This window comes from Polluticoccus soli, from assembly GCF_029269745.1.
In the GTDB taxonomy this organism is placed as follows: domain Bacteria; phylum Bacteroidota; class Bacteroidia; order Chitinophagales; family Chitinophagaceae; genus Polluticoccus; species Polluticoccus soli.
In genome coordinates this window covers 992601-1006296 of sequence record NZ_JARJHT010000001.1, presented here as the reverse complement: position 1 = coordinate 1006296, position 13696 = coordinate 992601, and the positions used below count along the sequence as shown (strand labels likewise).

15 protein-coding genes are annotated in these 13696 nt (G+C 46.8%); 9 read left to right on the top strand and 6 right to left on the bottom strand.

The window, feature by feature from the left end; translation table 11 throughout:
* Nucleotides 1-18 precede the first annotated feature (18 nt).
* The 5 genes from P2W83_RS04570 to P2W83_RS04550 all read right to left on the bottom strand — a co-directional run bounded on the left by P2W83_RS04570 (nt 19) and on the right by P2W83_RS04550 (nt 4955).
* A complete protein-coding gene (locus P2W83_RS04570) occupies nt 19-1221 on the bottom strand; it encodes an inorganic phosphate transporter (protein WP_276132512.1) in 1203 nt (400 codons plus the stop codon).
* A gap of 25 nt (nt 1222-1246) precedes the next feature.
* Nucleotides 1247-1894, bottom strand: coding sequence for a DUF47 domain-containing protein (locus tag P2W83_RS04565; RefSeq protein WP_276132511.1), 648 nt, complete (start codon nt 1892-1894; stop codon nt 1247-1249).
* Nucleotides 1895-2126: 232 nt separating this feature from the next.
* The gene (locus P2W83_RS04560; protein ID WP_276132510.1) at nt 2127-3185 is read right to left on the bottom strand and encodes an ABC transporter permease; all 1059 of its coding nucleotides are present in this window, start codon (nt 3183-3185) and stop codon (nt 2127-2129) included.
* Nucleotides 3186-3188: 3 nt separating this feature from the next.
* Nucleotides 3189-4304 carry a BT_3928 family protein gene (locus P2W83_RS04555; RefSeq protein WP_276132509.1) on the bottom strand — a complete coding sequence of 372 codons (1116 nt, stop codon included), beginning with the start codon at nt 4302-4304 and terminating at the stop codon, nt 3189-3191.
* Between the two features lie 78 nt (nt 4305-4382).
* Complete coding sequence (locus P2W83_RS04550) at nt 4383-4955, bottom strand: DUF1599 domain-containing protein (RefSeq protein WP_276132508.1); 573 nt, start codon at nt 4953-4955, stop codon at nt 4383-4385.
* A gap of 99 nt (nt 4956-5054) precedes the next feature.
* Here P2W83_RS04550 and folP point away from each other — a divergent pair, with 99 nt between their 5' ends.
* From folP to P2W83_RS04520, 6 genes are all read left to right on the top strand, one after another.
* Nucleotides 5055-5831: a dihydropteroate synthase gene (folP, locus tag P2W83_RS04545; protein ID WP_276132507.1), complete on the top strand. Its 777-nt coding sequence runs from the start codon at nt 5055-5057 to the stop codon at nt 5829-5831.
* 50 nt (nt 5832-5881) lie between these two features.
* Complete coding sequence (locus tag P2W83_RS04540) at nt 5882-6613, top strand: SIMPL domain-containing protein (protein WP_276132506.1); 732 nt, start codon at nt 5882-5884, stop codon at nt 6611-6613.
* Nucleotides 6614-6701: 88 nt separating this feature from the next.
* On the top strand, nt 6702-7457 hold the full coding sequence (locus P2W83_RS04535; RefSeq protein ID WP_276132505.1) for a nucleotidyltransferase domain-containing protein: 756 nt from the start codon (nt 6702-6704) through the stop codon (nt 7455-7457).
* Nucleotides 7447-8514, top strand: coding sequence for a nucleotidyltransferase domain-containing protein (locus P2W83_RS04530; RefSeq protein WP_276132504.1), 1068 nt, complete (start codon nt 7447-7449; stop codon nt 8512-8514). The genes P2W83_RS04535 and P2W83_RS04530 overlap by 11 nt, the downstream gene beginning before the upstream one ends.
* Before the next feature lie 93 nt (nt 8515-8607).
* Nucleotides 8608-9675, top strand: a complete 1068-nt coding sequence (locus P2W83_RS04525) for a M4 family metallopeptidase (RefSeq protein WP_276132503.1) — start codon at nt 8608-8610, stop codon at nt 9673-9675.
* Nucleotides 9676-9683: 8 nt separating this feature from the next.
* On the top strand, nt 9684-9944 hold the full coding sequence (locus P2W83_RS04520; protein WP_276132502.1) for a hypothetical protein: 261 nt from the start codon (nt 9684-9686) through the stop codon (nt 9942-9944).
* 96 nt (nt 9945-10040) lie between these two features.
* Here P2W83_RS04520 and P2W83_RS04515 read toward each other — a convergent pair whose 3' ends face one another.
* Nucleotides 10041-11111, bottom strand: coding sequence for a hypothetical protein (locus P2W83_RS04515; RefSeq protein ID WP_276132501.1), 1071 nt, complete (start codon nt 11109-11111; stop codon nt 10041-10043).
* Between the two features lie 69 nt (nt 11112-11180).
* Here P2W83_RS04515 and P2W83_RS04510 point away from each other — a divergent pair, with 69 nt between their 5' ends.
* The 3 genes from P2W83_RS04510 to darH all read left to right on the top strand — a co-directional run bounded on the left by P2W83_RS04510 (nt 11181) and on the right by darH (nt 13654).
* Entirely contained in the window at nt 11181-11657 is a 477-nt protein-coding gene (locus tag P2W83_RS04510; RefSeq protein ID WP_276132500.1) for a DinB family protein, read from the top strand.
* Nucleotides 11658-12235: 578 nt separating this feature from the next.
* Complete coding sequence (gene DarG, locus P2W83_RS04505; RefSeq protein WP_276132499.1) at nt 12236-12640, top strand: flexirubin biosynthesis protein DarG; 405 nt, start codon at nt 12236-12238, stop codon at nt 12638-12640.
* 12 nt (nt 12641-12652) lie between these two features.
* Nucleotides 12653-13654 (top strand): BtrH-related acyltransferase DarH, encoded by a 1002-nt coding sequence (darH, locus tag P2W83_RS04500; RefSeq protein ID WP_276132498.1) that lies wholly within the window; start codon nt 12653-12655, stop codon nt 13652-13654.
* Nucleotides 13655-13696 lie beyond the last annotated feature (42 nt).

Sequence of the window (13696 nt, the reverse complement as noted above, 5' to 3'; positions counted from 1 at the left end):
GTGTTAATAATGTAATATTTATCCCATTCCCAGTGCAGAAACTATATAATACACGAGAGCCGCAATGCCGGCACTTACCGGGATGGTGAGTATCCAGGCCCACAGGAGGTTGATGGTAACGCCCCAGCGTACGGCCGACAAACGTTTAGTGGCCCCGACACCTATGATAGAACCGGTAATAGTATGCGTGGTACTCACCGGTATCTTCAGGCTTTCAGTCACGAACAGGGTTATTGCACCGGCCGTTTCAGCAGCCACACCTTCAAATGGAGTTACTTTGGTGATACGTGTACCCATGGTTTTGATGATCTTCCAGCCACCGCTCATGGTACCTGCCGCAATCGCAACGTAACACGCCAGCGGCACCCAAACAGGCATTTCGTCAAAGCTGGATATCTTACCACCTGCTATAAGGGCTGCGGTGATGATACCCATTACTTTCTGGGCATCGTTACCACCATGGCCAATACTGAAAGCCGCCGAAGAAACCAGCTGCGAACGCTTGAGCCATACTGTAGCCCGGGCAACGTTCAGGGTGCTCAGGAACAGCGTAAATATAGCCATGAAGCCAAGTACAGAACTAAGCAGTATCCATTTAAAGTTCTTTGAATCGAAGATGATGCTTGCCAGGTAGGAATCGTAGTGGGTCTTCAATTTGTCCGGGTGGGTTTCCATGTTGTTGAACAGGATGATACCCACAATGATCAATACGCCTATTGAAACCAGTTTGGGGGCGGGCCCTTTTCTGAAAGAGTTGATGAACCAAAGCGAAATGATAAACGCCACGATCATACCCACCATTGGTGCCAGCAGGATAAAGCTAACCGTTTTAATTACCGGCTCCGGGTTTACCGAGTTAAAGCCTGCGTGTGCAATGGCTGCACCCGCAAAGCCGCCTATCAGCGTATGCGAAGAGCTGGAAGGGATACCAAACCACCAGGTAAGCAGGTTCCAGAAGATGGCTGCGATAAGTCCCGCAAAAACCACCGGGAGTGTGATGAATTCTTCTTTTACCGTTTTGGCAATGGTATTGGCCACGCCATGATCTTTAAATATGAAGAACGCCAGGAAGTTGAACAAAGCTGCCCACAATACTGCCTGGAAAGGCGTGAGCACTTTGGTAGATACTATCGTCGCTATAGAGTTTGCCGCATCGTGAAAACCGTTGATGTAGTCGAAGATCAGGGCAAGCACTATAATGACTATAAGCAATGTAGCCATAAGAGGGAGTTACGTCTTGTGTTGTTTAAGCGTATTTAATGATAATGGACTCGATCACGTTTGCCGCATCTTCACACTTGTCAGTTACGATCTCCAGCATTTGGTACAGGTCTTTTTTCTTGATCAGCTCCACAGGGTTTACGTTAGTTGTAAACAGGTGGCCCATGCCTTTGTCCAGCAGGTCGTCACCTTCGTTCTCCAGGCTGTTGATCATTACGCACGACTCCATAATGGTGCGCAGGTCTTTCATATCACGCAGCTCGTATACACCTTTGTTCAGTGCAGACACAGAGCGTTTGATGATATCGCCGAAACCTTTGGTTGTATCGTCAATATCGGTGATATAATAGTTCATCATACGCTTGGCACTGCCCCAGATGTAATCGGCGATGTCATCCAGCGACGTTGCCAGGTAGTGTATATCCTCACGGTCGAACGGGGTGATAAAGTTGCTACCCAGCTCAATGAATATTTTATGTGTTACCTCGTCATTTTTGTGTTCCCACTCCTCCAGGCTTTTCAGCATGGCCTCACGACGCGAAAAATCGGGTTCGTTTACCGCGTTGTAAAAAATACTAGCCATTTCGGTCAGGTTAGTACTTACCTGCTCGAACAGACCGTAAAACACGCGGTCTTTGGGGGTGAACATCTTCAGAAAAGAGCCAAATGCCATAAATTCTTAGTTATTAAATGAGAGATTGCGGCGCAAAACTACCATGCTTTGAGGCCATTAAAAAGCCGTAACAAAGACATAATGATTTCTTAACCTCAGCAATACATAAATTTTATGCCTTATATCAGGCGGTTGTTTGCTGGCAAAGGTATTTTCTTGCTTTGGCCCGGAAAAGAAATAATAGAGAATTAATGATTTCGTAACATTGGAGTTAAGTTCATTTTGTAACGACTTAACGTAAGCGCACGCGGGGGTCCAGCCAACCGTACATGAGGTCGGTGAGTAAGTTGATGATAATGAATATGAAAGCTGTGAGCAGCACCGAACCCATCACCAGGGGGAAGTCAAATTTGTCCAGCGCCTCCACAGTTATTTTGCCGATCCCTTTCCACCCGAATATATATTCAATAAAAAACGATCCCGCCAGTAATTCAGCCAGCCAGCCTGATATGGCCGTCAACACCGGGTTCATGGCGTTAGGCAGTGCATGCCTGAAAACTACCTTCGTCGTGGATAAACCTTTTGCATATGCAGTCCGGATATAATCCTGGCCTAGTACATCGAGCAGGCTGGCGCGGGTAAGTTGGGTAATGATGGCCAGTGGACGAATACCCAAAGCAATAGCCGGTAATATGAGATTGTGTAATGCCAGATACCTGCCGGTGAGGGCATTGTACTCCCAAAGGCTGCCGGTCATGTTCAGTCCTGTTGCTTCATGCCACAGGTAGCCGAACAGGTAGGCGATAATAAGCCCTGCGAAAAAAGAAGGCATGGATATGCCAGCTACGCTTGCTGCTATGGCCGAGGTGTCGAGCCAGGTGCCTTTTTTAAGAGCGGCCAGTACACCCAGCAAAATGCCACCAATAGTTGCCAGCACCATTGCCGCCAAAGCAAGTATTACCGTTCCGGGTAGCGCTTCCATAAGTACTTCACCTACATTTCTTTTGGTATGGTACGACCGTCCAAGGAAAGGCCACTTCACAGCCAGTATGTTTTTCTTCGATATAGGCACCAACCCCACATACTCATACTTCGCTTTTGAAGCACTATCGCGTGCATGTATACCCAGAGGTGAAATATCATTCAGGTGCAAAAAATAGCGGGTGATCAGCGGCTTGTCGAGGTGCATTTCTTTGCGCACGTTCTCGAGTGTGGCTATATCACTGCGCTGGCCCATGGTGAGCCTTGCCGGGTCGCCGGGCAATACATTGAACAGGAAGAATACCACTGTCACTACGCCGAAGAGTACCAAGATACTGTACCTGATGCGCCGTGCCAGGAAACTTACCATTCGTTATTGTTTAACGTCTGCAATTGAATTGGGGTAATCGCGGAAGCTCCACTTACCCTTTATCACTCCTTGTTCCAACAACATCAGGCCAGGGTTGCTGCGCAAGGCCGTTTTGCTCACTGTCACGTCCAGCACCAGGAATTGCATATTCTCAAAATGCCATTCTTTCTGGTATTGCTCTGCACTTGCTTTGTCGGCAGAGATCAATACATAGAATGGTATGTTTTGCTGGTTCGCTTCCTGCGCCAGCTGGCGGATGCGGTCGAAATTATCGTGGCGTGCCTTACCCGGATCTTTGATATACAACAGCCAGGTGTAGCCCGGTGCGGTCAGTATCTGTTCGGTACGATCGTTGCCATCGTAGTCGGTAATGATATAGTCCCTGATCTTCGGTTCTGCATTGCCTTTTTCTACCAGCTTATCCTTACGGTCTACAAATACCCAGGTAGTGTCTTGCCATGGATAGTTCTCCATGGTGAACTCCTTCTCTACACCGTCTTTTTTATAGATCATGATAGACTCATAACGGTCGGGTTTTGCGCCCGGAGGTATCTTGTTGTCCACATTGATATTCACGCCTTTTTTAAATGGCAGGCAATCCCAGAACGGAAGGTGCTCGAGTGTCCACCACTGAATACCGAAGGCAAAGAACGCAGTCAGCACCAGTATGGCAACGCTGGGGTATCCACTAAATATCGGTTTTACCCTGTTGCGGTAAACGAACAGTATCAATATCATCACCAGCAGGGCCACGTCTTTCCAGAAAGTTTCCTGGTTGGTTATTTTGATGCAATCGCCAAAGCAGCCGCACTCTTTTATCTTGCCCGAGAACAGCACATAGGCCGTCAGGAAGGTAAAGAAGGTGATGAGCAGTAATAATAAGAAAGAAAATACCCTGTAAGCATAACCCAATATCACCGCTACACCAGCTATGATCTCAAAAGCGATCATGACAACCGACAAGGCCAGCGAATACGGCATCAGGAAATGAGTACCCCACACTTCGAAAAACTCGTTCATCTTATAGCTGAGACCGAGCGGATCGTTGGCTTTGATAAGACCGGAGAAAATGAATAAACCACCTACTACGATGCGTAATAACCAGAGGAAGTACTTCATATTTTTATGCTAAGGTTGTGTGTTGTCTTTTAATGACAAGTAAATTTAGTAAATGGATGGTAGCAAAGTGTTAAAAAGCTACTCTCCCATTTTTATGAGGGCAAATATCCCGTAGTTCACGATATCGCAAAAGTTGGCATCAATGCCTTCAGATACGATGGTCTGTCCATCATTTGCCAGTATTTGTTTGATGCGAAGGAGCTTTACCAATATCAGGTCTACAAAGCTCTGTTGCGACATATCGCGCCAGGCCTCGCCATAGTCGTGGTTTTTTTGCAGCATCAGGTCTTCGATCTCTTTTGCCTTCAGTTCATACCACCTGCGCGCTTCGCTATACATCAGCTCTGTCTCGGTGCCTTCGGGTATGGCGCTTTGTATCAGCGCTATGATGCCATAGTTCACTATGCCGACGAACTCGCTCTCGATGCTGTCGCCTATCTTTTGAACGCCTTTTTCCTGTATCTGGCGTATGCGCCAGGCTTTGATATATATCTGGTCTACAATTGATATAGGCCTCAGTACGCGCCACGAGGTGCCGTAGTCCTTGGCCTTATTCAGGTACAGGTCTTTACATCTGGCTACTACACTGGTGTACTGCTGTAAGGTGTGAGACATTTCGGCTGTGGTGTTGGTGCTTAAACTATCCTGCATTTTCTTTGTAAGGCAATGAGTTTCAAAAATACAGTTTTACCCGTACAAACCACCTTGCAAAGCAAAGGGCGGTTGCTCGACATATCGAAACCCATTGTTATGGGTGTACTCAACGCCACGCCCGACAGCTTCTATACAAAGGGCCGCGATAGCAACACCGGCGGGCTTTTGCGCAATGCGGAAAAGATGTTGAACGAGGGGGCGACGATACTGGATATAGGAGGTGCTACCACAAAACCCGGCGCCGGGATAATGGGTGCAGAAGAAGAATTGCAGCGGGTAATACCGGCTATTGAAGCTATTGCCAAAGAATTTCCGGAGGCCTGGCTGTCTATAGATACCTACAACTCCGCCACCGCCCGCGAGGCTGTTGCAGCAGGAGTTTCTATAATAAATGATGTAAGCGCGGGCAGTATAGACAGCAATATGCTGCAGACGGTGGGAGAACTGAAAGTGCCTTACATAGCCATGCACATGCAGGGCACGCCCAAAACCATGCAGAAAAACCCCACCTATAATAATGTAGTGACCGAAGTGCGCAGCTACCTGGTGGATATCTGCGACCGTTGCAAACAAGCCGGCATTACCGACGTTATTATCGATCCCGGCTTTGGTTTTGGTAAAACTGTAGAGCACAATTTTGAACTGCTCAATCACCTGCACACCTTCCGCATGCTGGGCAAACCGATACTTGCCGGCCTCTCCAGAAAATCCATTGTGTGCCGCACACTCGGGGTTTCGCCCGAAGACGCCCTCAATGGTACTACGGCACTAAACATGGTAGCTCTGCAGCAGGGCGCCAACATACTGCGTGTGCACGACGTAAAGGAAGCGATGGAAGTGATGAGGTTGTGGGAGAAGTTGGCAATGATATGAAGAGTGGCGGTATAAGATGTTTTAATTTTAGGATATAAACACCTGTTACCATGCGCAGTCACATTCCTGCCATCATTTTCGCCCTGGCGATAGTTATTGCTGCAGCTATCCTGGGTACATCCTTCAAGAGCAAATTCAGACAGGATGCTACAGTAAGTGTTATTGGTAGCGCTGAACATAACTTTGTTGCCGATCTGATCGTCTGGTCCGCCAGTTTTCAGCGTACCGATGTTGATCTAAAGCTGGCTTATTCATCGTTGCAAAATGATGCACAGCAAGTACAGGCTTACTTAACAAGCAACGGTATTGCGCGAAACGAGATCATCATTTCTGCTATAAGTATCGAAAAAGAGTACGATGAGACTTATAACGAAGAAGGCCATCGTACCAGTAGTGTGTTTAAGGGGTATAAGTTGAACCAGACAGTTAAGGTCGAATCGAAAAATATCAATAATGTAGAAAAGGTGTCAAGGGATATTACGCAACTGATCCAATCTGGTATTGAGCTCAATTCTCAGCCGCCAATGTACTATTACACCAAGCTGGCGGATATCAAGCTCAACCTGCTGGCCAAAGCGGCGAAAGATGCAGGCAACCGCGCGCGCACGATAGCGGATAACAGTGGAAGTAAGCTGGGCGATCTGAAACGCGCATCGATGGGCATCTTCCAGATAACCGGGCAGTATAGCAACGAGGACTTCACCTCTTCGGGGGCTTTCAATACCAGCAGCAAAAATAAAACTGCCAGCATCACTGTTCGGGCAGAGTTCCGGGTACATTAGCATACTGGGAATCAAATGATACATTTAGTTGTGGGAGGCTCTGAATAAAGGGTAATGTTCGGCTGGTTCAATATATTATATTAGCCGAATGGTTAGTGAAATACAGCATCAGCTGGATGAACTGGAAAGGCAGCATTCGGTCAAAATATTATATGCATGTGAATCAGGTAGCAGAGCATGGGGTTTCCCCTCAACTGACAGCGACTACGATGTGCGATTCATATATGCTCAGCCCCGTGACAAATATTTAAGTATCGATGAGTTTCGCGATGTTCTCGATTTGCCTGTCAACGAAGTTTTAGATATTAATGGCTGGGATATTCGTAAAGCGCTTCGCCTGTTTCGGACCTCCAACCCTCCCTTGTACGAGTGGCTGCAATCTCCAATCGTTTACAGGCAGTCTTCCGTTTTCATGAACGATATCCGGCAATTAATGGCTGACTACTTTTCTCCGCGTGCTGGATTGCATCATTATTCTAGTATGGCAAGGAATGCTTTCAGTGAATTGCAGTCGGAGGAGGTTCGGTTGAAAAAATATTTTTATTGTTTGCGTTCGCTGTTAGCGGCGCTATGGATCGTGGAAAAGAACGAAGTGCCACCGATGACTTTTGGAGCTTTGAGAACGCTTATTAGCGAACCCGCGCTTCAAGAGCTTATTGACCTTTTGCTGGAGCAGAAAGAACATGCTGATGAAAAAAGCACCATTAAGTCCATCCCCCGCGTGCAGCATTTCATCCAGGAGCAGATTGCATATTGTGAAACGAAAGGCCGGGACATCCCCAAAAAAGAAACAGAATCGTCGGCATTGAACGATCTATTCAGAAAGCATCTGTATGAAATTTGAGGACATACACGGAAATGAACGACTGCAGTTGTTGAGATGCATCAGCGGTAGCAAAGCGTATGGATTAGATACTCCGCAGTCGGATACAGATATTAAAGGCGTTTTCTATTTAGACAAGAATGACTACTATAGCCTGTATTACACCGAGCAGGTGGCTAACAGTACCAATGATATAGTCTATTACGAGTTGAAACGTTTTATAGAAATGTTAGTTCGCAACAATCCGAACATATTGGAGTTGCTGAATAGTCCCGCAGATTGCATCTTATACAAACACGATGTACTAAATCTGGTGAAGCCGGAACTTTTTCTTTCCAGATTATGTCAGCACAGCTTTGCGGGTTATGCGCAAACACAGATAAAAAAAGCCAAAGGCCTCAATAAAAAAATATTTAACCCGGTAGACGAGAAGCGGAAAACGGTCATTGATTTTTGTTACATCATCAATGGTTATCACGCTTTGCCTTTACAGGCATGGCTCGATCAGCAGGGATATAAGCAGGAAGACTGCGGACTTGTCAGAGTTCCTCATGCACGGGATGTCTATGCGTTGTTTCACAATAGCCAGGTTTTCGGTCGCGGATTTGCCGGTATCTATTCCGGAGAAGATGCTAACGACGTACGGCTGAGCTCTATAGAAGAAAAGCTGGAGCCCAAAGCCCTGATCTCATTCAATAAAGATGGCTATTCAGCCTATTGTAAAGACTATCGCGAGTATTGGGATTGGGTGGGCAAACGAAACAATGTACGGTTTCAAAATACCCTGGCTCATGGTAAAAACTACGATGCCAAAAATATGATGCACACATTCAGGTTGCTGCATATGGCTGCCGAGATCGCCACTGAAAACAAGATCAATGTGCGTCGTCCCGACCGTGAATTTCTTATGAAAGTACGTAATGGTCATTTCTTATACGATGACCTTGTAGCAATGGCGGAAGAACGCGTGCAAACCATATCTGGGCTCTTTGCCAAAAGCGATCTGCCAGAAGTTCCTGATGAAGTGCAGGCCAATGAGACATTGATTAGAATTCGGGAGGTATTGTATACAAGCTAATTACGCGGCGTGTTATAAAAACACTTCAGGTTTTATTATATTGGTTTTCGGGATACTGAGAAACATATCTGTTACCACTTAAAACCATGAACCATGTGTAAAAACCATCGCAATCCGATCCGGTGCATTTTGCCGCCCTACATCGCTGAAAAGATGAAGGAGAGTGAAAAACTTAAACTGGAAGATGCGCTGAACAATGAACTCCGCGACTTCCGCCTTCGGAGCGACCGGAAATTCTTTTCTACACTTGCGGCCACTGAAAGAACTGTTTTGGCCGTGAAGAAAGCTGCGGCGCCAAAGCCGAAAGCCGTGATTCAAATACACACGGTTAGTAAAGGGTATAGCCTGCCAGGCAAGCTCATGACCAGTGCGCAGATAAAGAAAGATAAAGAAGCCAGGAATGTGTTGAAAGGCGTAAAGGCCACCTGGGATTTCTACTACGATATTTTTAAACGGAACAGTATTGACGATGCCGGGATGCCGCTGGTCAATTCAATTCATTACGGCAAGAAGTATAACAATGCACTGTGGAACGGCCGCCAGATGGTGTACGGAGATGGCGACAAGATTACGTTCGACAGTTTTACGAATGATATTGATATAATAGCACACGAACTGGCTCACGGTGTAACCGAATATGCTGCCAACTTCGACTATGAGAACCAGCCCGGCGCGCTCAACGAATCGTTTTCAGATGTTTTTGGCATCATGATAAAGCAATATGCCATGAACGAGGACGTGAACCAGAGCAACTGGCTGATAGGTGAGAATATCATGCTCGGCAAGCAGTACTCCTTGAGAAGCATGGCATCACCCGGCACAGCTTTTACAAACCACCCGCAATGGGGCGATGACCCGCAACCGGCTACAATGAAAGATTTTGTTGTATTGCCCAATACCAAGGATGGAGACTGGGGCGGTGTGCATTATAACTCTGGGATCCCCAACTATGCATTTTGCATGGCGGCCAAAGAAATTGGCGGGTATGCCTGGGAAACCATCGGTAAGGTATGGTATGCGGCGCTTACCCAATCTCTTAGCGCTGACTCCGATTTTAAAGCGGCTAAAAAAGCTACCATATCACATGCTCACCAGTTGTTTGGCAAAAACAGCAAGGTGCATAAAGGCGTCATAGCTGGCTGGAAGGCCGCGAAAGTGTAAATTTAGGCATGGTAAAATTGCAGTTGAAACGGTCGGGTGGTTTGTTAGGCAAAACACTACAGGCGTCAGGTAGCTATGATGTCGATGAAAAAGAGGTTATCGAACAGCTAAAGGCACTTGCCCCTGTTGAAGATAAGAGGGTGAGAGATGAATTGTATTACAGCATTACCGTCAACGATGGTGAGGCATTTTATGTAGACGCCACACAGACAAAAGGCCGCCTAAAAAAGATCATTGAAGAACTGGAAGGCAAGCTAAAGGCAGGGTAGTCGAGCCGATGGCAAAGTTGCCGGTAATTTGCCTTTGATATTTGAAGACGAAAGGCTGCATCAAGCAGCCTTTCGCTTATTAAGAGAATTGAAGTTTTACCCTTTTACCACCTTCACCTCAACTTCCTCCTTTTTACCGAGCACCCGCTGCTTCAGTATCGAATATATACCCATTACGGAAACAGCATTCAACGGTAGCTCCAGCAGTACATGTACCATACTGAGGAAGAACAGCCAGGTCAGCCCCATGGTAAAGTTGATAGCATACAGTGCTACGCTCAATAGCCAGGCAATGATCACGATGCCAAAACGCAGCCTGGGTACTTTGTGCCATTGTATTACCTTGGTTTTTGAGAACCAGTTGAGATAATGATAAGTGTAAGCAAAGGCCACCAGCCGTGCCACTACGATGCCGTTTGCTGAATGGAAGATGTGGTTGAGCCACATCTGGTTCGCCTCCTGCTCGGTTGTGGCAGTTACCGTTGTGCCAAACAGCAAATGGATGGTCTGTATACTCATGCTCATAAAGCCAGCTTTCCCGTCCGAGCCTATATAAGCCCGTTTGGCATAGTCGGTAGCATCATAGAAGCTGAAGTTGGGAAACAGGTTCAGGAGTATGAACGGACAAAATGCAAATAGTGCCACACTCACCAGGCCCATGCGGCTTTTAGATTTCAGTGCCCCGTATAGCATGAATAAGCCGGTGAAAACATAAACATGTATCAGCGTTGGCAGAAACACACTCAGATACACTGTCATTGTCTGGCTTAGTGAGGCTTTCGCAAGTATCAGTATACCGATAATGCCGACTATGCGATAGGCCAGCTTTTTTACACTAACAAACAGGATAGCCAATAAGATGCCCACCCACGTAAGCGTAGAAGCCATGAACGGGGGCAGTGGGATATCCATGAAATTGAAGATGGCGTCGAGAAACAGGACAGAGATACCTCCCGCAATGGCCACCAGGTATAGATAATCGTATTTGTTCTGCGTGAAATAGTTCTTGTCATGCAACCATGATACTTCGGTCAGGTAGTGCAGCGGACCGAAAATTGCATAGCTGAACAGGAACAGCTCGAAGGGCATGAAAATCGCCATGACAGCAGATAAAATGATCAGGAAAAAGTTCAGCGTGTCAATTCTCTCTGTCGCCAATAATTTCATTGAAAAGGCATTGTATTGTTGTAAAATACAGTTATTAGTGCGAAGTTGCAATAAGCTAAGATACATGCCATGACCACAACAGCACAAATAGCCAAACACCTGCGCGATGTTCACTTCGGTGGTAACTGGACGGTCTCCAACCTGAAAGAACAGCTGACAGGCGTAACGCTCGAGCAGGCACTTACACAGGTGCATGGTCTCAATACTATTGCTACACTGACCTATCATATCAATTATTACATCCACGAAGTGATCAAAGTGCTGGAAGGCCAGCCGCTGACAGCCAGCGATAAATATGCATTCACGCATCCGCCTTTTGGTGAACAGCGCGAATGGGATGATTTTCTAAACAAATGCTGGGATGAAGCAGAACACTTTGCATCGCTCATCGAAAAACTACCTGATAGCATACTCGGAGAAGATTTCACCGACCCGAAATACGGCACCTGGTACCGCAACCTCGCCGGAATTATCGAGCACGCTCATTACCACCTGGGCCAGATCGCACTCATTAAAAAGCTCGTGCAGCAGGAAGCGACCACCTAGAAATGTATATCCAAAATTGAATTAATTATTGTATATTTGCTATTTGTAAATTTGTGGCAAGGTGTACAACGTTTGTTAACGTTTTCGCTATTCGAAAAATACCGCTAACAATGTTAGCGAATGTAAACATTGTAACTGGCTCGTCCGAATGACACGATTTCGGAGTGCCGGCCTTAGCGAATAAGGCGTTAAGAAAATTCCGGGAGCGTAGTGGCCGCAACGAAAATGTTGGGTATGGTTGGTAAAGCTGATTTGAGAAAGGTCCGGATATGTTAGTGGATGCTAGTAAGCTTTTTTCGTTGCAACGAAGCGAACGGAATTTTTAGCCGTTTCGCTTAGCCTTGAATTTTTCTTTGTTACTTTCTTTTGTTTCAAGACAAAAGAAAGTAAGGTTGAGAAATGAAAATAAAGTTGAAGATGAGGATGCTGGCACGAAATCGACAACAAACGACAACAAATAGGGAGGATTTAGTTTTTAACTCCCCAAAACGGCAACAATCGGCAACAAATCCAGCCTTTCCGGAGAGAATTTCAGGAAATCGGGTGTAATTTCGGGCACCAAGCGAAAGAGGAGCGACATGAAGATCAACGAAGTACCGCAGGATCCCAAGAACTTTAAAGAAGGCGAGAACCTTCGGAAGCTGATGTATGCCGTCGATAAAGACGGTAAATACACAGGCGTTAATTCGGCAGGTTGGGAGGCAGAGAACTTTGCCATGAAGCAGGCCTGGGATGAAGTGGAGCAGGAGCTGGCTGAAACTGAGACTAAGGTTAAAGCCGGTGAACTAAGTCCTCTAGCATACTTTATGCAAAAGACGCTGATGGACGTACCTTTGCTGGCCAAATACGTTGGTAAATGGGAGTGGCAGGTAAAACGCCATATGAAGCCTTCAGTGTTCCAAACGCTCAAACCCGAAACGCTTCAGAAATACGCAACAATTTTCAACATTACAGTAGACGAGCTGACCGGTTTCGGTAAATAGCTTACATATATCATGGGTACAGAGTTCAAGCACTACCAGCACGCACACTGCGAAAGCGGCGTTACCGCCAACCTGCTCCGCCACGATGGCATCAACATCACCGAGCCGATGGCTTTCGGTATAGGCGCAGGTATGTTTTTCGGTCACCTGCCGTTTGTAAAAGTGAACGGCACTCCGGGTTCTACATTTCGCACCTGGCCGGGCGCTATTTTTAAGCGGGTGATGAACCGCCTTGGCGTGGAAATGCATACAGAACGGTTCCGTTCGCCGGAAAAAGCCATGCAGGCGCTCGATGCCGTGCTGGCGCAAGGCAGGCCTGTAGGTATTTTGTGCAGTGTGTATTACCTGCCGTTCATGCCCGAAGCTTTCCGTTTCCACTTTAACGCTCACAACACGGTGATCTATGGTAAAGAGGGTGACGAGTACCTGGTAAGCGATCCCATACTGGAAGATGTGGCGCGTATTAAATACGACGACCTGGTGAAGGCCCGCTTCGCCAAGGGTACACCCGAGCCGAGGGGTTTTATGTATTACATAAAAAATACCCCGGCCAACATTGACTACGAGAAAGCCATAAAAGCAGGCATTAAGCAGACCAGCTGGTTCATGCTCAGTCCGCCGCTGCCCTGGTTTGGTAATAGCGCGATCTTTCTGCTGGCCAATCGCATTAAAAAATATCCTCAAACCCTGCCTCCGCGTAAAGCCGCTTTGTATCTCGGCAACGTTATCCGGATGCAGGAGGAGATAGGTACCGGTGGAGCCGGTTTCCGTTTCTTACACGCAGCCTTTCTGCAGGAAGCAGGCGAAATGCTGAAGCGCGACGACTTGCTGCGTTTCTCAGAAGAACTGACAGCCATTGGCGACGACTGGCGCAACTTTGCTTACCATGCAGCGCGCATCATGAAGGCCCGCCAATCTGACCTCGTATCGTACGATGAGCTGAGCGGACTGTTGCGTATCTGCGGCGAAAAAGAAAAAGATTTCTTTAAGCGCATGGATAAGATTAAATGGTAATGTATATTAACGTTTAGTTGCCCGAAAAGCACTAATTTTGCG

What these genes read in the sequence shown, in the direction of transcription:
- P2W83_RS04570 (WP_276132512.1), bottom strand. Translation starts at nt 1,221, where the DNA reads ATGGCTACATTGCTTATAGTCATTATAGTGCTTGCCCTGATCTTCGAC.
- P2W83_RS04565 (WP_276132511.1), bottom strand. Translation starts at nt 1,894, where the DNA reads ATGGCATTTGGCTCTTTTCTGAAGATGTTCACCCCCAAAGACCGCGTG.
- P2W83_RS04560 (WP_276132510.1), bottom strand. Translation starts at nt 3,185, where the DNA reads ATGGTAAGTTTCCTGGCACGGCGCATCAGGTACAGTATCTTGGTACTC.
- P2W83_RS04555 (WP_276132509.1), bottom strand. Translation starts at nt 4,304, where the DNA reads ATGAAGTACTTCCTCTGGTTATTACGCATCGTAGTAGGTGGTTTATTC.
- P2W83_RS04550 (WP_276132508.1), bottom strand. Translation starts at nt 4,955, where the DNA reads ATGCAGGATAGTTTAAGCACCAACACCACAGCCGAAATGTCTCACACC.
- folP (WP_276132507.1), top strand. Translation starts at nt 5,055, where the DNA reads ATGGGTGTACTCAACGCCACGCCCGACAGCTTCTATACAAAGGGCCGC.
- P2W83_RS04540 (WP_276132506.1), top strand. Translation starts at nt 5,882, where the DNA reads ATGCGCAGTCACATTCCTGCCATCATTTTCGCCCTGGCGATAGTTATT.
- P2W83_RS04535 (WP_276132505.1), top strand. Translation starts at nt 6,702, where the DNA reads ATGGTTAGTGAAATACAGCATCAGCTGGATGAACTGGAAAGGCAGCAT.
- P2W83_RS04530 (WP_276132504.1), top strand. Translation starts at nt 7,447, where the DNA reads ATGAAATTTGAGGACATACACGGAAATGAACGACTGCAGTTGTTGAGA.
- P2W83_RS04525 (WP_276132503.1), top strand. Translation starts at nt 8,608, where the DNA reads ATGTGTAAAAACCATCGCAATCCGATCCGGTGCATTTTGCCGCCCTAC.
- P2W83_RS04520 (WP_276132502.1), top strand. Translation starts at nt 9,684, where the DNA reads ATGGTAAAATTGCAGTTGAAACGGTCGGGTGGTTTGTTAGGCAAAACA.
- P2W83_RS04515 (WP_276132501.1), bottom strand. Translation starts at nt 11,111, where the DNA reads ATGAAATTATTGGCGACAGAGAGAATTGACACGCTGAACTTTTTCCTG.
- P2W83_RS04510 (WP_276132500.1), top strand. Translation starts at nt 11,181, where the DNA reads ATGACCACAACAGCACAAATAGCCAAACACCTGCGCGATGTTCACTTC.
- DarG (WP_276132499.1), top strand. Translation starts at nt 12,236, where the DNA reads ATGAAGATCAACGAAGTACCGCAGGATCCCAAGAACTTTAAAGAAGGC.
- darH (WP_276132498.1), top strand. Translation starts at nt 12,653, where the DNA reads ATGGGTACAGAGTTCAAGCACTACCAGCACGCACACTGCGAAAGCGGC.